The following is an 18,380-nucleotide window of genomic DNA, read 5'->3' as shown; positions in this document are numbered from 1 at the left end:
AAAAATGGTATTAATCAAGCGCATGATTTAAAAATGCCTCTACCGTCACATTAAAGCTAGTAGGCTGTTCTAAATAAGGCAAGTGCCCACTATTTTTCAAATCAACGAAGGTCACGTTTCTCAGGTGTTTTTCAAATTCTCTCACATACTTTTCCGGAACAAAATAATCATTCTCTCCTCGTATTATTAATGCAGGACATGCAATGTTAGAGAGGTATGGTCTTTGATCGTAATCAACTAATTCAGCGAATAGCCTTTGAATATGCGTCGGATGAATCGTTTGTAGGGATTGATGAAATCCTCGGACAATTGCATCATTATCTTCTACTCCCATTGCTCTCAATAACGTATCAGCCCAAGTTTTCCCTTTATCCTGCAAGCTAAGTAAATCATATACTTCAAGTCGTTCTTTACGATCTGCCGGTTCTAAATAGGGAAATGCATTTACAACAATTAAGCTAGAAACAAAACGTGGATATTGAATAGCAAAATCGATACCCACTCTAGCTCCTTTTGAAAGACCACAAATTGTTACTGATTTTAGCTTTAAATGATTACATAACTCATATAAAACATTTGAATATTCTTTAAAACTAATTTCCATCCCTTCGGATTTCCCATGCCCAGGTAAATCGAGTGAGATTACGGTCCATGTCTTCTTGAAGTATTTTCTTTGATATAACCAATTATTCGAATTTCCTCCAAGACCGTGTAAAAACAATATGACAGGACCCGATCCTTCTATATTGTAAAAAATCTTTCGATTCTTATATTCAAAATACATATTCATCACCTTCAGATGTAGCATCACATATTTTTATCTTTGAATGAATATATCCAAAACGGTTCTCTTTCTAACCACTCAACTGTGCCTGAAATACCGTCTTCATACTCCCTTTCCAGCTCATCCACTTTAGTTGTAAATTGTGATGCATGTGCTCGTAATGCTTCCAATTTTTTCGGAACATATTTTTTCACTTCATTTTTAAAATCTGGAGGTCCTATTTCGTCTTCATGATTTTTCGAAAAAGCTACAGCATAAAAGGCTGGTCGTTTACTTTCCGAAATATTAGCTAAGGCCTCTACTACTGCTTCCCCTGTTGCATCGTGATCCGGATGAACTGCATACCCAGGATAGAAAGAAATAACTACAGAAGGATCCAATTCTTCAATACAGTTTTGAATCAAGCTTCTTAATTTTCCAGGCTCTTCAAATTCAAGAGTTTTATCACGATATCCCATCATACGTAAATCTTCAATCCCTAAAATATTTGTAGCTCGCTTTAACTCTTTCTCTCTAATTGTATATAAAGATTCACGAGTTGCAAAAGGTGGATTCCCCATCGCTCTCCCCATTTCACCAAGTGTTAAGCAAACATAAGTAAGAGGGACTTTCTGCTCAGTATAAGCCAAAATTGTTCCAGCCACGCAATACGACTCATCATCCGGATGCGGGAAAACAACTAAAACGTGGCGCTCATTTTTCATCAATATATTAACTCCTTCATCATATACAAACTTTATAAAATAACGACCGCATACCAAGTAACTCCTACAAGAAGCACTAAAAGAAGAATGACATAGATAGCGGATAAGTTTTTCACATTCCTCTTTGTAGACTTACCGTAATTCTCTTCTACATTTCGTGCGACTAGTACGGTCCCAAATAGTGATACAACTACAATAATAACAACTAGTGAAATCGCAAAACTCATTGTCTTCCACCTCTCTAAGGCCAGTCTATTTTAAAGCATGAATAAAATACTACCTTTCTTCTCTTATCATAATAGAAGTTTGTAAAAAACGGACCAACCACTTTTGTGTTTTTTTGCTCATCCACTTTAAAAATAAAAAGCAACTGCTCACTTAGGACCAGTTGCTTTTTTACAAGGCTACTTATATTCATTTTCAATTAAAATTAATTCGATTTAAAAGTTTGGTCTTTTCATAATGAAACATTGATTGAGATAGCTCGAAAATTGTTCCATTTACAAGATAAACTGTATTTTCAATAAGAAGCGCTGGATCACCTTCATTTAGTTCTAAAAGCTTTGCATTTTCTTTATTTATTTTTTCACAACTAATAACTTTATCGGCAAAGCCAATATTTAATCGTAAATCTTCAATGAAATAACTGTATACAGAACTTAATGCTATTTCTTCATTCAAATAAGGAATGATATCTTTTTTGAAATAACTTACTTCAATAGAGAATGGTTTCCCATCTACAATTCTTACGCGCTTCAAGAAATATAACCTAGTTCCAATCTCGCATTGCATCCGTTCTACTATCTCTTCATTTGCCTCTATTACTTCATTCTCTAGCACTTTCGTTTCAATATTTTGTGAAACGAGATTTTTCGTTAATCCACGTAAACTTCCTAAATTAATGTAATCTGTTACAGAAGTTTCACGTAAAAACATACCACTACCTTGCACTTGAAAAATATAACCTCTATTCACAAGCTGACTAATTACTTTACGTATCGTATTACGGCTTACTTCAAATCGATTCATCAACGCTTCTTCTGTAGGTAATTTTTTCGTTTCATTAAAAAGCCCATCTCGAATGTTTTGCTCTAACACATCTGCAATTTGTTTATACTTTGCACTCATACACTTTCTCCTAAAATACTCTTTTATCTGTTATAACTCTTCTCCTCTCGTTTCGATCACATGTTTATACCAATGAAACGAAAGTTTCTTCTTACGTTTTAAGTTATCATTATGATCGACAAAAATAAAGCCATATTGCTTTTTATATCCATTTAACCAACTTAATAAATCAATAACTGACCATGCATAATAACCTTTTAAATTAATTCCCTCTTGAATTGCACGCTTCATTACTTTTAAATGCTCTTCAATAAATTTAATTCGCGGAACATCTACAATTTCTCCGTCAATGATTGGATCTTCATCACCAAGTCCATTTTCCGTTACATACATCTTTATGTCACCGTAACGCGCTTTCAACATATGCAATCCATCTAAGAAACCTTCGGGAGATATTTCCCAACCCCATTTGGTATATGTTTTATCATCCATTTTTACTGTTCGATAAAAACCATCGAAAGAAGGATTACCTGGAGCAAGTGTTGAGTTTTCTCGAGAATGCTCCTCGCTCTTTATATCCATATCATATCTTTCTACTCGTATTGGCTGATAATAATTCAAGCCGATAAAATCATTTTTTTCGGCATTTTGTTTAATGATTTCTAATTCTTCAACCGTCCAATTAGGAGTCCACCCATTTTCCTTTAATTGTTGTACAACATAAGACGGATACTCACCTTTTAAAACTGGATCGTAGTACCAATACGCTTCATATTCATTCGCATGATTTGCTGCTAGTATATTTTCTTTTTGATCATCCACACTATAAGCAGGTAAGAAAACATGTGTAATCCCTATCTCCCCATACTGTTTCAGCTGCTTGTACACCGCAACTGTTTTCGCATGCGCATAAAATACATAATGAGTCGCTTGAAAATACTTTAGAACATCATTTTGTATTCCTGGTGGATGTGCACCTTTTAAATAGCCTAATCCACAAAACATTACTGTTTCATTAAAAGTAATCCAATGTTTCACTCTATCACCAAATGCCTTAAAGCAAATTTCTGCATACTTTACAAAAGCCTCTGCTGTTCGTTTATTCGTCCACCCACCATCTTTTTCTAACGGTAATGGTAGATCCCAATGATATAAAGTGGCAAACGGTACAATCCCGTACTTTAAACATTCATCAATTAAATTGTTATAAAATTCAATTCCTTTTTCATTTACCTCTCCATCTCCAGTCGGCAATATTCTCGCCCAAGAAATCGAAAAACGATACGATTCCAATCCCATCTCAGCCATTAAACGAACATCTTCCTTATATCGATGATAATGATCAACCGCTACATCACCATTTGTTCCATCGTATGTTTTGCCAGGAATTTTTGAAAACTCATCCCAATTCGTAACACCTTTTCCATCCTCATTCCATGCACCTTCTACTTGATAAGAAGCTGAAGCTGCTCCGAATAAAAAATCATGTGGAAACTTCATAGTATATACCTCCGTTTCATTAGAATAAATCAAATTCATTATTACATATAAAATTTATAGGTACAAATTTAAAAATTTATTATATAATAAGTTTCTGCTTTTCACTATAATTAAACATAGCATTCACACCATTTATAAAAAAAAGAACCTATGAAGGTCCTTTTTCAAATTGTGCAACGCAGCACTATATTAAGTATCTTAAAATTTATACTAATGATAAATGTTAACAGACTTATTCTTCAATAATGAATTGTGAAATTAGCATTTCTGAATTTTCGACTTTCTTTTTCATTTCATTAGATTTCGTCGTTATTTCTTGAATCAATGTGGCTTGTGCTTGAATTGATTGTACCGTTCGATTCGTTTCTTGTGCGACTTGTGTTGCAGTTTCAGAAACTATTGATAAAGAGGCATTCACTTCTTCTGTCCCAGCAGACATTTCTTCTGTGGCAGCAGACACTTCTTGAATTCGGGACGTTATTCTATTAATATCTTGCATAATAGATGAAAATGCGAGTTCTGCCTTATGTGCTGCTTCTTTACCACCACTAGCCTGTTGTTGACCTTTTTTCATTACATGAACTGTATCCTGTGTATCTTGATGTATAAAACGTAATAAGTTGTTTATATCATTTACAGATGTTTTAGATTTCTCAGCCAGACCTCTTACTTCAGCTGCAACTACTGCAAATCCTTTTCCATTTTCTCCGGCGCGTGCTGCCTCAATTGCTGCATTTAAGGCAAGTAAATTCGTTTGTTCCGCAATATTAGTAATAATATCTAGTACTTCTTCAATTTGTTGTGTACGCGTAACAAGTCTATCAATGACCTTAGAAGTTTCTTCGACAACTTCATTCACACTATTCATTTGACGAATAGATTGTTTTATAACTTCACTACCAGAATTTGCTTGGTCTATTGTTGCAACAGCAACTTCCGCAACCATCGCTGAAGATTCAGCTACTGTTTGAACTCCAGTTGCAATCTCTTCCATCGAAGTTGAACTTTCTTGAATACTAGTCACTTGTCCCTCTATTTCTTTATTTACTTCAGAAGTAGTTCGAACAACCTCGTTTGATATATGTGCTGCCGTTTTTGTCTCTTGTAACATATTTTCAGTTGAAATAATCACTTCTTTCGCTGTAACCTTCACCTGACCGACTAATTGTTGCAAGTTATCTAACATACTATTAAAGGATTGTACAATACGACCTAATTCGTTCTCTGATTTATAAGAAGTTCGAATTGTTAAATCTCCAGCAGATACTCGTTCCATATCTTTTTGTAATAATACAATTGGTTTTTTTATAACATTTTTTATTATAAAACCAATAAAAATGATTATTATGATTCCAACAAATGAAATAATTACAAATGTTATTATTGTATTTTTCACACTATTAACATTCTCTTTTTGTAGTTGTTCAGCCGCGGTATTATTATATAAAATAAGTTCACGAATAGACTGAATTGTTTTTCTCATATTAGGTTCAATTTCTTTTAAATAATAGCTATACGCTTCTTCATTATTAGTCAGTCCCAAATCTTGTGCTTTCTTCATTTGTATTCTTAACTCTTTGAATTGACTTTGAAATGCATTATACAAGTCCTTTTCTTTATGAGAACTAATTCTAGTTTCAAATTGTTTTAATAACTCATCACTTTCTTTCCTAGTCTTATCTATTTCTGATATTAGTTCTTTCATTCTTTTTTCATCTTTCGATATCATAATCTCCATAAAATTCATATTAGCATGGTAAAAATTTGATTCTACACTTCCTATCCATTGAATTGGTAATAGCCTTTCGTCATACATACTAGAAGATGTATTTTCACCTTTTTGAAGCCCTAAAAACCCCAGTGAAGATAACATGATACAAGCCAAACTCGATATAATGACTAACACATTTAATTTCGTTCCAATTTTACTATTTTTAATAAAAGACAACAAATTCACCTCATCTGTATATTATGTTTATATGTTTTATATTACAATAATTATCGACATTTATCGACATTTTTTTCAAATCAATCTTATAAATACATTAAATTATTATATTAACTATATAAATCTATTCAAAGAACTTTGATTCTCATAGTATCAAATACTAAAAAGTCTTATAGGAATTCCACAAGACTTTTAATAGAGTTACATTGTTTCTATGAAATTATGGTAAAAATTAAAGTGACTTATTAGTTCTTATAACTTCTTGATAGAGAATCGGTAACCACGTCTTCGCTAAATAAGATTTGAAATCATTAACAGACCTCTTCACTTAAGAGGTCTATTTTTTATATGTAAGATTTTATTAATCATATGACATAGTGATTATTTAAAACTATTTCTTCCTTCAAATAAAAACATTTGTAATTACTCCACCACTCGGAGAAATTAAAAAAGCATCAAGTTCAAAAACTCCCTTTTTATTAATAAAAGCTATTTCTTAACTTCATAAAAGTGTTATACACTAAGAAAATAAAAAACAAACTATTCGTTAGCAGGTGAAAGAATATGTATGATGTTACAATTATCGGAGCTGGAGTAAGTAGCATCTTTATGGCTTATTCATTAGCCCAAAGTAACAAAAAGATTTTAATTCTTGATAAAGGTAAAGCGCTAAAAGATCGCCATTGTCCTTTAGACCAAGAAAATTTGTGTAATTGTACTACATGTGATAAATATTTCGGATTTGGTGGTTTAGGAAAATCCGAAGGGAAATTTAATTATACAAATGGATTTGGTGGGGAACTTGAGCAAAAAGTAGGTAAAAAAGCTTTTATACAACTCATGGCTGAAGTAGATGAAATTCTATGTCAGTTTGGTGGAAGTTCCGTTTCAAAATATTCTACAGAAAATCTAAATCTCACTAAGAGAGCTGAAGCGTGTGGTTTACAAATGCTCACAACAGAAGTAAGGCATCTTGGCACTACACTTTCAAGTAACATTTTTCAGCAGCTCTACGAATTTTTACTTACGAAAATAAATATCCGATTTCATATAGATGTAGAGCATATCATAAGGCAGAAAGATCATTTTAGAATAGCTACAAATCAAGGGATAGTTCAATCTAAGCAACTCGTATTTGCAACAGGACGTTCCGGGGCTGATTGGTTAAAAGAAATGTGCTCTTCCCTTGAAATTGCACAGGAACAAACCCGTATAGATTTAGGTATTAGGGTAGAGATGAATGAACATCAATTACGTTCTATATTAAAAGATACATTTGAGACGAAACTTTCTTATCAGCATGAACATTTCACGGCTACTACTTACTGTATGAATCCAAAAGGACGCATTATTCGAAAGTACGAAGAAGGTTTAGTTATGCCTGACGGTCAAAATTTTCGAGAGCAAGGAACTGGCACTTCTAACTTAAATTTCACTTTATTTATCCCACTCTATTTTCCAACTCTCAAAGAAGCAAATGTATACGCAAGTTCAATTATTAAAAGCATTAACCAAGGACGAGATCGGATTGTTATACAGCGTTTAGAGGACTTAATAAAGAAACAACCTACAGCGGAGAACAACATGAAACATAATCGTATACAGCCTACACTACACGGAGATTATGGAGATTTGAATGAAGAAATTCCTCAATTATATATTGAAGGACTCAAAAAATTTTTATTACGTTTAGAACAATTTATCCAAGAACCTATCGATAAAGATACTTTATTATATGGAATTGATGGAAAGTTCTATGCTCCTACAATAAAAATCAATAACCACTTTGAAACAAGTATGAATGGGCTATTTTTAATTGGAGATTGTTCAGGCGTCACTCACTCATTATCTCAAGCAGCTGCAAGTGGTCTGTATGTTGGAAAATATTTATCAGGTATTTAAACTTTTTAATTAAGATGCCAGTCAAATGTTTTAAGTTTCACCAACACTTTATTTATCTAATAATAGCTTTAACGAAATTATTATCCCTCCCCCGCTGATGATTACGCCACAAAGAATCAGGATTTTACGGGATATATTGAAAACACATGAAAAACTACATTCTATATAGAATGTAGTTTTCTACTAATTAATATAACCGTTTTCTTCAAGTTGGCTTTTCTGAAAATTTAAACTGATCGAATGTCAATAGTTTAAAAATCATCTATTCATTTTCACTTTCATTTGTTCGATATTTTGTAACATCGCCGTAGTGTTTAATATGTTAGGATGTCTATAAGTATTTTTTACTACGACTATGACTTTTTCTGCTCTGTTTCAAAAAAAATTAGATGTATGTTACTTCGCTTTAAAATTCTCCATTGTATGTATATGAATACTTCAAATTATTACCTTTAGAAAAATATAATCTAAATGGTTCACCACACTCTAATAGTTATAAAAACATAATATATAACCTTAGTTAAATAAACTCTATAAAGAAGGTGTAAAAATGAAGAATAAAATAAATTTACAAATGCAAAATATAAGCTTTGTTTTAATAATTGCTTTAGCAGTATGGTTAAAAACATATCTTATTACGCGATTCAGTTTTGATTTGAAAATTGAGTCTTCCACACAAGAACTTATTTTGTTTATTAGCCCTCTAGCTGCATCATTAGCATTTGTTGGATTAGCATTATTTGCAACTGGTGAAAAGCGAAATTATATAGCGCTATGTATTAATTTCTTATTAACTATAGTTCTCGTTGGAAATGTAATGTTCTATGATTTTTATAGCGATTTTGTTACGTTACCAGTACTTGGACAAACATCTAACTTTACACAGTTAGGCGGCAGTATTAAAGAAATATTAAACTACAAAATTATACTCGCATTCGTAGACATTATTTTCTTCTTTATTTTGTTAAAGAAGAAATCGATAGTCTTTAAAACAGGACGTGTAACTCATTCTGCACGCTTGTTATATTTTCTCTTAACGATTGCTGTATTTTTTGCGAATCTACATCTTGCAGAAAAAGAGCGCCCTGAATTATTAACGAGATCCTTCGACCGAGTAATGCTTGTTAAAAATTTAGGACTATATACTCATCAAGTATATGATTTAACACTACAAGTAAAAGCTGGATCCCAAAAGGCACTTGCAGATAGTAGTAAATTACAAGAAACTGAAAACTACGTAAAGGCAAACCATAGCGAGCCGAATCCTAACATGTTTGGTGCAGCTAAAGGAAAAAACGTAATTGTCGTTACTCTTGAATCCTTGCAAACCTTTTTAATAGGTGCATCCGTCAATGGTCAAGAAGTTACGCCATTCTTGAATGAATTCATAAATGAAAGCTATTACTTTGATAACTTTTTCCACCAAACTGGTCAAGGAAAAACATCAGATTCTGAATTTCTAATAGATACATCGTTGTATCCATTAAATCGAGGAGCTGTATTTTTCACGCACGGTAACAACGATTATACTGCGACTCCAGAAATTTTACGTCAGCAAGGCTATTTCACTTCTGTATTCCATGCGAATAACGCAACATTTTGGAATCGTAATATTATGTACTCTGCTCTTGGTTATGATCGTTACTATAATGAACTTGATTACAAAATTACGCCAGAAACAAATTTAAATTGGGGATTAAAAGATATCGAATACTTTGATCAATCAGTAGATATATTAAAAACTGTTGATCAACCATTTTACGCTCGTTTCCTTACTTTAACAAACCATTATCCATTTACGTATGATGAAGATACAAAATTCATTGAACCATACAACTCTGGTAATGGCGTATTTGATCGTTACATCGTAACAGCACGTTACTTAGACGAATCAATTAAAAAATTTATTGAGCGTTTAAAAGCCGAGGGAATGTATGATGATTCTATTATTGTGTTATACGGTGATCATTACGGCATTTCTGAAAAACATAATCGCGCAATGGCACAGTTTTTAGAAAAAGATCAAATAACAGAATTTGATACTTTAAATTTACAACGCACACCTTTATATATTCATATCCCTGGCCAAACAGAAGGTCAAACTATCTCAAAGCCTACGGGACAAATCGATATGAAACCTACTATTCTAAATTTATTAGGGATTGATACTACTAACGATATCCGTTTTGGCCATGATATGTTTTCAGATGAATATACCGGTTTTGTTGTTTTACGTGATGGTAGCTTTATTACAGACAAGTATGCATATACAAATCATACTTTTTATAATCGAGAAACAGGTGAGGTTGTAGATTTACCAAAAAAAGAAGCTCAAGAAATGATTAACCGTGCACAAAATGAATTACGAATGTCTGACAAAATTATTGAAGGCGATTTATTACGTTTCTCAGAAAGTAATAAAATTAAAACTGGAGAAGTAAAAACTAAAATTAAAGAAACTGAAAAGTAATCTATATAAAGAAAAGGAGCAACTCATTACGGTTGCTCCCTTTTCCCCTCTTATAACACATGATGCAATTTTATATAAAAAACTTGATATATTTTACTTTTATTCTACGCTTGTTTCTAAAGTTAAATCTGTATAGGCATTATCCTCACCTATATTTAAGATTACTTCACATTGACGTAATCTCAATTCAAAGAGCGTTATAGGATCATGATAAACTTCAGGGTTTGATTTCATTTTATGCAGTTTATCTTGTTTTTCTTTTATTTCTAAATGAGTGTTTTTTACAGCTTGTTCCAACGAGCCAAATGGATTTCTAAAGAACATATTAATATCCCGCTCTTGTGTGTTTTCAAATAGCTCAAACTGCAAGAAAAATTTCTTCATAATAGAAGCCGTTACATCGGTATAATCTTCATTTTCTAAATACTGTTTGTATTTGTTATATAGCATAGCTTTATTTTTAGGAAGAACTCCAAATAATTTACCGGCACTTTTCAGTAAAAATTGTGCTGGCGTAAATCGGCGTAAAATATTTACTTCTTCCATTTGTATTCTAGTTGTCATTCTATCAGTATCTCTTCGCCAGTCATCAATTACTTTAAAGTCACATTCTAACTGTATTCGATTTTCTCCAAATAAAGAATTAAGTCCTTCACTGGTTTCTGCTAAGTACAATTGACTTTGAAGGAGCTCGTTATTAGAAGTCGCAATCCAATTTTGCATCGAGCGAGCAAGATTAGGTAATACAGTTTGTTCTAGATATTGTTGCACCCTTTCATTCATCGCTGTATTTAGTTCAATATCAATGTGCCCAAAATCACTTTCTTCACTAATTAAATCGGAACAACTCTGCAATAATTTCGGAATATGTTCTGTAAGATCATTAGTAATTTCGTTTTTCATTGTACGATATGTTTCTGTAATTAAATGAATTTTTTCCTTCTCAAAAGCAGTAAGGTTATTAATACAAGCATTTAGTTTAACTAACATATCTTCATTCCAATTAATAGAATCCACTAGATTATTTTCCCTCTCGACGCGTTTATCCAAAAGATATGTAATTGTTTTTCGAATGAAAAACAATAGCTTTTCAGTACGTTCTGCATCGATATTTTTATGGTTAAAGTTAAAATGAATAAACTCAGTTAAATCGTTTAGTTGTTTACTATTTGTATATAACGAAGAATAAGGGAAAACTCTTGCATTAGGGAAATATGTATTTATTCTCACTTGCGTATCTTGTATAACTCTTTTTGCTTCTGCTTCATTGTAAATGTTATCGATTTTATTTAATAAGAAATGAACTTGTAGATTTGGTGTATGTTCTTGGATACTTAATAGAATGTCACGTTCTTTGTCAGTAAAAGGTGAATCCGTATTCAATACGAATAATAATTCATCTACAGAGTTTAAATATTCAAACACCTCATCTCTCGCGTCATTGTTCCTATTAAAGCTAGGTGTAACAACGAATGTAAGTTTATTTTCACTTAAAAACCTGCATGGTAATTTAAATTCAACACACGCTCTATCTCTATATGTTTGACGATGCACTGCCATCATGTTATGGAAATCAGAGAAATTCTCAGTTGTTGTAATTTCCGAATCTGTTATAGCGTTAATTTCTGTATAAGCGTCATTTTTAAAAACAACTACATTTGAGATTGAGTTTTCTAATATATTTTCTCCTAAAATAGAGTTAATAAATGAAGCTTTTCCGTTCCCTGAAGTTCCAGTTACTAATAGGCGATTTGTTCTTAAATCTGCAAGCTCACCAACTAACCAGCTAAATCGGTTACCCATTTCTAAATCATGTTCTTGTGCCCAGTGTGTAATAGATTCAAAAAGATGTAAACTATACTCTAAGCCATTCACATGATTAATAGAATATGACAGTAGGTCTTCTGCATCTTTTATATCCGCTGAATCTATTTTAGAAGGAAAAATCTCATCCCATGCCAATACTGCTGCAGATGGAAATACAGCATGAGATGGATTGACTACCTTTAACCAATTTGTTAACAGGTTTGGAATGATATCGTGTAATTGTCTAAGCATATATTGACCTTGAATTAATTCAAAGTATGTTTCTTCGTAAAGAGAAGAAATTTCGTCCCATATATCGGACGAATGTATTTCGATATGTATGAAAAATTCATTTATTGTGTTGAGCCATAATAAGTAATTTTGTTCATCTTTATAGCTGTGCCAAAGTGATGAAACAATTTGCGTAAATTGTACTTGATCTACATTATTTAATGTAACTAATACTTTATAAAAATAGTCTGGTGAAATATTTTTAGTAAATCCTTTATCGATATATTCTTTTAGAACCTCAAACCACGGATAAGATTCTGTTCGAATTAACTCGTTCACAGCAAGCTCTACTGCACTATCAAAATCTTGCTGTTCTTCATAAAAGGAACGTGCAATTGTTGTGACGTTTGGATAATCGGGATTTAAAGAAACCGCTTCTTTTATAACAGCGAAAGCTGAATCAAAATTATTTTGCTCGATATAAAGAGACAGTAATTGCAGTACAATTTCGGTCATCAGTATTTTGTTATCAGTATTAATAGAAGTATACACGTTTTCAGCAACTGATAATTGGTTAAGTTCGAAGTAAGCATCCGCAATATTTTTTTGTGCCCATGGCGCTAATTCATTACTAACTTTCTCCCATTTAAAAATAGCTGCTTCAAAATCTTGATGGTGATAATAAAATTCACCTTGTGCAAAACGAATATAAAATCCATCAGAAATCTTATTTTTTTCTTCGTTTACATAAGCTTCTCCAAGTACTTGAAGAGGTGGGTGTGTTTCATTCTCCATTAGGAATGTTTCATAATACATCTTTTTTATTAATTGTTTTTCTAATCTCATCTTTTCCCCCACTATATCTTGGAAAATACATTTTTCTCCATATGTCAATACTTTTTTGTATGTATACTTTTTATCTTAACAAAGAATTCCTTTTGAAAAATTTCATTTTCCTTTCATTTTTCAAGTAAGATTGAATTTTTATGAGAAAAGTTTCAGTTTTTTTTCAATTCCCTTTCAGTTGTGAAACAACATTAAATGTTCCTAATAGCTTAATACGACTATAATATCCACATTAAATTATTAGGAACATCACATGTAGAGAGTATTATAAAAACAATCTATATTGAATATATATACGACGTTTCCTTCGTGGGTAAACAAAATAACCTACCAAATAATGGTTGTTAGATGAACCAAGATACTACATCACGATAACTTAAAAACAGTACTAGTAGTTAACGGCTATCAATACAATATCTTTCTCGAATTGTTTTTCTTTAAAATATTTCAATAGTTATGTAATTAAATTGTTCCAACCTATATAAATAACTAGTCCAAAAAAAATATATATGCATATCATGTTATAGTAAAGAATTCAGGAAATCCTAAAAGGAGGCATTTTCATGTTTGAAGATAAATCTAAAATAAACTACCCATATGAATTTACTGAAACTACAACAATCCCTCTAAAAAACCCCATCAATAAAACATACAAAAACGGCTCTGGTACACATACTTTCCCAATTAAAAAACACTACAAAGAACAAGTTCTATACACTGAAAAAATTAATAATAATAATAAAAATAAATAATCATATAGATCCTTATAACAATTAACAAAGTAAGAATCTATGTTTAGCCGTGCATAGTTACGCTTTTAATAATGTACAACCTTTATTTTAAAATCCACGTACCTTTTAAAAAGTGCTGATATACAGCGCTTTTTTATACATAGATAAATTAAAGTTTCCTTAGTCTAGAACTGCATTACTTGCATTATTAAATATCATGCACTCAAATTTTAATAAACAACAAAATTACTCCCTCCGAATCTCATTCAACACTTAACTTTACATACGAACAAAAGGAAAATAAATAATTTACAAACAAATAAAAACGTAGAAATTAATTATTTCTACGTTTTTATATTTATCTAAAATCTTTTTACTTATTTAACAACAGTGATTGAAGAAAAAATACCAACTGTAGTTTAGAAAAATTAATGATTGGTAGTTTCACATAAAACCAAATAAGTCGGATGTTTCGTATCTCTGATAAGTCACTTTAAAATCGCTTCTACTTATGCAGTTCCTAGCCGTAAAGTAGTTGCAACCTTAAACTGTTGAAAGATGAGATCCCAATTAATTGATCTACTTAGAACAGATTGAAAGTGAGGATATTCCCCATTCATTCCAACTTCAGGACGATATAACTTGTGCGAACCGATATTTTTAAATCGTAGCATCAATTATAAACCAAGCAGATGATAAAAGGCACTTACAAAGACATTTTGTCCATGTGTTTCTACATAATTTCAGTTTTTTCATATCTGTACAGTGGCGAAGAACTCCCTCCATCATAGCTGCACCCCTGTGACTACGCCATCCACACTATTTAATCTAAATCTTCCCCATTCGTCGAAATAACTTTTTTATACCAATAATAGCTCTTCTTTTTACTTCTTTTTAATGTTCCGTTTCCTTTATTGTCCTGGTCAACATAAATAAATCCATACCGCTTGTCCATCTCACCAGATCCTGCACTCACTAAATCTATAGGTGCCCATGTTGTATACCCTAAAATATCTACCCCATCAACCTGAATCGCATCCTTCATCGCTTGGATGTGTTCTCTTAAATAATCAATTCTATAATCATCTTCCACATAACCATTTTTGTCCACTTCATCCTTTGCCCCTAATCCATTTTCTACAATAAATAATGGCTTCTCATAACGATCGTAGACATGATTTAGAGTAATTCTGAATCCCAATGGATCAATGGGCCATCCCCATTGGCTGTACTCCAAATAAGGATTTTGGGTGGATGCAAATAAATTTCCTTCTGCATTATCTCCCCCGTCGCTATCTGTTCTTACACAGCGACTGTTATAATAAGAAAGGGAAATAAAATCTACTGTATATTTTGCGAGGAGCTCTTCATCCCCATTCTCCATTATTGGCAGCGTCCCACTACGTTCCATTTCTTTTAGTGCATAGTTTGGATATTTTCCTCTTGCTTGTACATCAACAAAGAAATAACTTTCCCGATCTAATTTTGTTGCTTCCCAAACATCATTTGGATTACAACTATAAGGATATACACTCCCTGCTGCAAACATACAGCCGACTACATTATTTCCATCTATTTCACGAGCCATTTTAGTGGCCTTTGCACTTGCAATAAGTTCATGGTGTGCAGCTTGATATTTTATCTTTTCCTTATTCTCACCTTCTTCAAAATAAATTCCTGCCCCCATGAATGGAGCGTGTAAAATCATATTAATCTCGTTAAACGTTAACCAGTATTTAACTAAACCCTTATATCTTTTAAAAATAACCTGACATAGTTGCATATAGAAATCAATCATTTTACGGTTTCTCCAACCACCATATTTTTTAATTAGGTGCATCGGACAATCAAAGTGAGTAATGGTTACGAGTGGCTCTATATTATATTTACGGCATTCTTTAAATAAATCTTCATAAAATTGAAGCCCCGCTTCATTAGGTTTTTCTTCATCACCTAATGGAAAGATTCTAGTCCAAGCAATACTCATTCGATAAACTTTAAAGCCCATTTCAGCAAATAGCTGAATATCTTCCTTGAAATGATGGTACATATCAATGCCTTTTTTAGCTGGATAATAGTAATTTTCATCAAAATCAAACATTTTCAGCTTTCCTGTAATTACTAAAGATCGAGCTTCTCCTGTTGGGCATACATCCACATTCGAAAGTCCTCTCCCATTTTCGTTATAGCCCCCTTCACATTGATTGGCTGCGGTAGCCCCACCCCATAAAAAATCATCACTAAACTTCATCACTCATTCCTCCAATATCGAAGTATTATTCTTAGTAACCGTGTATAGAAAACTTTTCCGCCTAGATTTGGCCGTCTTTTGCATCAAAATATAACAGTAATTAAACTCGCTCCTCTATCCACGTTACCATCTTTACTCTCCGCGACCTCTAAATAATCTGCGGAATTCGTAATAACTATTGGAGTAACAACACTGTAACCAGCTTGTTCTATTTCTTCAATATTGAAATCTAACAATCGTTGACCTTTCCTTACCTTATCACCTTGTTGTACATAAGATTTAAATCCTTTACCTTCTAATTGGACTGTGTTTAAACCAACATGAATCAGAATCTGCACTCCATTATCCGATATAATTCCAATCGCATGTAAACTAGGGAATAATGCCGTTACTTCCCCATTAACAGGGGCCTCAACTACCCCTTCTGTAGGTACGATGGCAACTCCATTACCTAATACACCTGATGAAAAAGCCGCATCTTCTATATCTTTTAATTGCAATACTTCACCTTTTATTGGGCTTTCAATTATTTCTTTCTCTAATCTACTTTTCTTTTCATCTTGATCTTGGCTAACTTCAATTTGAGGCTCATTCACACCTGCGTCAGCAGTCTCTTTCTCTTTATATACAATCATCGTCAATATAAATGCAACTGCCATTGAAATTACAATACCGATAACCGCAACAATTAAATTCCCCATTGCTCCATCCGGTTCAATCATCGCAGGTAATTCAAAAATACCCATTCCACCAGCCATAAACTTTCTTAAATTAAAGAATCCATAGAATCCCCCACCGATACCACCAGCAATACAACTAATAATAAATGGTTTCTTTAAGGGTAATAGAATTCCATAAATAGCTGGTTCTGTTACTCCGAATATACTGGATAAGAAATTTGGTAAAGACATTTCCTTCAATTTCTTGTCTTTTGTTTTAAATAATATAGCTAGGACAACTCCCGCAGTTGCGAAAGTACAAGCAAAGAAAGGCATCATCACGTTATCGTATCCCATAGTCATAATATTATTTAGATATACAGGTATGAACCCCCAATGTATACCAAAGATAACTAGTATTTGCCATGTAGCTCCTACTATGATGCCAGCAAACAATGGGCTAAAGTCTCTAACTGCAAATACAAATTCAGAAACAATTGTTGAACCAAAGGTTGCAAGTGGTCCAATTACAATAAATGCAACTGGTAATGCAATTAATATTGTAAGCATTGGAACAAAGAAGAATTTAAGTAAATCTGGTACAAACTTATTACAAACTTTTTCGCATTTTGCTGCGAAATATACAGCTAAAATAACAGGAATAACTGTACCTGTATAGTTTATCGAAATTAAAGGTATGCCAAAGAAGTCAATGTAAATCGGCGATTTAAACATAGAACCTTGAAATAATGTATACATTGCACTAGTACTTGAAGAAACAACACTAGCTTGTATACTTGGATAACACATAATAGCCCCTACAACTAAGCCTAACATGGGCTTTAAACCAAACTTTTTAGCTGCAGTATAACCTAAAAATAATGGTAGAAAAGTAAATAAAGCATCACCGATTGCGTTAATGACCATTGAGCCACCCGAAGTTGAGCTATATAATCCTATAGCAACAAACAGCGCATTTAGTCCTTTCACCATACCACATGCAGCCATAATACCTAATATTGGTTGGAATATACCTGATATGATATCAATTGCTTTGTGTAGTAGTTTTTCAGGCTTTTGCTCACCTTGTTTAGTTGCATTCAGTTGATCTACGTCGATCAGTACACTAATATCATCATATACTTGTGGTACATGGTTTCCGATAACGACTTGATATTGACCACCACTTTTCATGACCGTGACAATACCATCCATATTTTTTAGGGTGTCATCATTTGCGATGGACTCGTCCTTCAATTTAAAACGTAGTCGAGTCACACAATGTGTTAAGCTATTTATATTTTCTTTTCCACCTATATTTTCAATAATTTCTTTTGCTAATTCGTTGTATTTCCTCATTTTTCAATCCTCCATTTTTTCTTGTATTTATTAACAGAAATAGTGAAGGTCTGGCCAACTTAATGTTACCATCCAGCTATGTATTGCATGTTTACAGTCATCACCACCTCGTATGATTAAG

At 32.6% G+C, this 18,380-nt stretch carries 12 protein-coding genes and 1 pseudogene; 3 read left to right on the top strand and 10 right to left on the bottom strand.

Annotated elements, in window-relative coordinates; translation table 11 throughout:
- Positions 1-10: 10 nt before the first annotated feature.
- The 6 genes from B5P40_RS30170 to B5P40_RS30145 all read right to left on the bottom strand — a co-directional run bounded on the left by B5P40_RS30170 (position 11) and on the right by B5P40_RS30145 (position 6,004).
- Positions 11-808, bottom strand: a complete 798-nt coding sequence (locus tag B5P40_RS30170; RefSeq protein WP_113710422.1) for an alpha/beta fold hydrolase — start codon at positions 806-808, stop codon at positions 11-13.
- Positions 808-1,488 (bottom strand): bacillithiol biosynthesis deacetylase BshB2, encoded by a 681-nt coding sequence (gene bshB2, locus B5P40_RS30165; protein WP_002033712.1) that lies wholly within the window; start codon positions 1,486-1,488, stop codon positions 808-810. The genes B5P40_RS30170 and bshB2 overlap by 1 nt, the downstream gene beginning before the upstream one ends.
- 32 nt (positions 1,489-1,520) lie before the next feature.
- On the bottom strand, positions 1,521-1,715 hold the full coding sequence (locus B5P40_RS30160) for a hypothetical protein (RefSeq protein WP_002033711.1): 195 nt from the start codon (positions 1,713-1,715) through the stop codon (positions 1,521-1,523).
- Positions 1,716-1,908: 193 nt separating this feature from the next.
- Positions 1,909-2,616 carry a GntR family transcriptional regulator gene (locus B5P40_RS30155; protein WP_113710421.1) on the bottom strand — a complete coding sequence of 236 codons (708 nt, stop codon included), beginning with the start codon at positions 2,614-2,616 and terminating at the stop codon, positions 1,909-1,911.
- Positions 2,617-2,646: 30 nt separating this feature from the next.
- Positions 2,647-4,056: a glycoside hydrolase family 1 protein gene (locus tag B5P40_RS30150; protein WP_113710420.1), complete on the bottom strand. Its 1,410-nt coding sequence runs from the start codon at positions 4,054-4,056 to the stop codon at positions 2,647-2,649.
- Between the two features lie 232 nt (positions 4,057-4,288).
- A complete protein-coding gene (locus tag B5P40_RS30145) occupies positions 4,289-6,004 on the bottom strand; it encodes a methyl-accepting chemotaxis protein (protein ID WP_113710419.1) in 1,716 nt (571 codons plus the stop codon).
- 564 nt (positions 6,005-6,568) lie between these two features.
- On the opposite strand from B5P40_RS30145, the gene B5P40_RS30140 reads away from it, so the two are divergent.
- Both B5P40_RS30140 and B5P40_RS30135 read left to right on the top strand, forming a co-directional pair.
- Positions 6,569-7,906 carry an NAD(P)/FAD-dependent oxidoreductase gene (locus B5P40_RS30140; protein WP_113710418.1) on the top strand — a complete coding sequence of 446 codons (1,338 nt, stop codon included), beginning with the start codon at positions 6,569-6,571 and terminating at the stop codon, positions 7,904-7,906.
- A gap of 550 nt (positions 7,907-8,456) precedes the next feature.
- A complete protein-coding gene (locus B5P40_RS30135; protein ID WP_113710417.1) occupies positions 8,457-10,376 on the top strand; it encodes an LTA synthase family protein in 1,920 nt (639 codons plus the stop codon).
- Between the two features lie 99 nt (positions 10,377-10,475).
- Here the strand turns inward: B5P40_RS30135 and B5P40_RS30130 are convergent, their stop codons facing one another.
- On the bottom strand, positions 10,476-13,259 hold the full coding sequence (locus B5P40_RS30130; protein ID WP_113710416.1) for a dynamin family protein: 2,784 nt from the start codon (positions 13,257-13,259) through the stop codon (positions 10,476-10,478).
- Between the two features lie 563 nt (positions 13,260-13,822).
- Between B5P40_RS30130 and B5P40_RS30125 the strand changes: the two genes are divergently transcribed.
- Positions 13,823-14,011 carry a hypothetical protein gene (locus B5P40_RS30125; protein ID WP_097914717.1) on the top strand — a complete coding sequence of 63 codons (189 nt, stop codon included), beginning with the start codon at positions 13,823-13,825 and terminating at the stop codon, positions 14,009-14,011.
- A 491-nt stretch (positions 14,012-14,502) separates the two neighbouring features.
- On the opposite strand, the pseudogene B5P40_RS30120 reads toward B5P40_RS30125, so the two are convergent.
- The 3 genes and pseudogenes from B5P40_RS30120 to B5P40_RS30110 form a co-directional block, all read right to left on the bottom strand.
- Positions 14,503-14,785 (bottom strand): annotated as a pseudogene (locus B5P40_RS30120) (Tn3 family transposase); the annotation flags it as partial.
- A 28-nt stretch (positions 14,786-14,813) separates the two neighbouring features.
- On the bottom strand, positions 14,814-16,241 hold the full coding sequence (locus B5P40_RS30115; RefSeq protein WP_113710415.1) for a 6-phospho-beta-glucosidase: 1,428 nt from the start codon (positions 16,239-16,241) through the stop codon (positions 14,814-14,816).
- Between the two features lie 83 nt (positions 16,242-16,324).
- Positions 16,325-18,259: a beta-glucoside-specific PTS transporter subunit IIABC gene (locus B5P40_RS30110; RefSeq protein ID WP_113710414.1), complete on the bottom strand. Its 1,935-nt coding sequence runs from the start codon at positions 18,257-18,259 to the stop codon at positions 16,325-16,327.
- Positions 18,260-18,380: the final 121 nt, after the last annotated feature.

It is taken from the genome of Bacillus sp. SRB_8, from assembly GCF_003264205.1.
GTDB classification, from domain to species: Bacteria; Bacillota; Bacilli; order Bacillales; family Bacillaceae_G; genus Bacillus_A; species Bacillus_A mycoides.
The sequence above is the reverse complement of the archived record's forward strand: the minus strand, read 5'-3'. Positions and strand labels throughout refer to the sequence as shown.

Excerpts from the sequence above, each read along its gene's own strand:
- B5P40_RS30125 (WP_097914717.1), top strand. The coding sequence starts at position 13,823 with ATGTTTGAAGATAAATCTAAAATAAACTACCCATATGAATTTACTGAA.
- B5P40_RS30140 (WP_113710418.1), top strand. The coding sequence starts at position 6,569 with ATGTATGATGTTACAATTATCGGAGCTGGAGTAAGTAGCATCTTTATG.
- B5P40_RS30160 (WP_002033711.1), bottom strand. The coding sequence starts at position 1,715 with ATGAGTTTTGCGATTTCACTAGTTGTTATTATTGTAGTTGTATCACTA.
- B5P40_RS30150 (WP_113710420.1), bottom strand. The coding sequence starts at position 4,056 with ATGAAGTTTCCACATGATTTTTTATTCGGAGCAGCTTCAGCTTCTTAT.
- B5P40_RS30130 (WP_113710416.1), bottom strand. The coding sequence starts at position 13,259 with ATGAGATTAGAAAAACAATTAATAAAAAAGATGTATTATGAAACATTC.
- B5P40_RS30155 (WP_113710421.1), bottom strand. The coding sequence starts at position 2,616 with ATGAGTGCAAAGTATAAACAAATTGCAGATGTGTTAGAGCAAAACATT.
- bshB2 (WP_002033712.1), bottom strand. The coding sequence starts at position 1,488 with ATGAAAAATGAGCGCCACGTTTTAGTTGTTTTCCCGCATCCGGATGAT.
- B5P40_RS30170 (WP_113710422.1), bottom strand. The coding sequence starts at position 808 with ATGCTACATCTGAAGGTGATGAATATGTATTTTGAATATAAGAATCGA.
- B5P40_RS30110 (WP_113710414.1), bottom strand. The coding sequence starts at position 18,259 with ATGAGGAAATACAACGAATTAGCAAAAGAAATTATTGAAAATATAGGT.
- B5P40_RS30115 (WP_113710415.1), bottom strand. The coding sequence starts at position 16,241 with ATGAAGTTTAGTGATGATTTTTTATGGGGTGGGGCTACCGCAGCCAAT.
- B5P40_RS30135 (WP_113710417.1), top strand. The coding sequence starts at position 8,457 with ATGAAGAATAAAATAAATTTACAAATGCAAAATATAAGCTTTGTTTTA.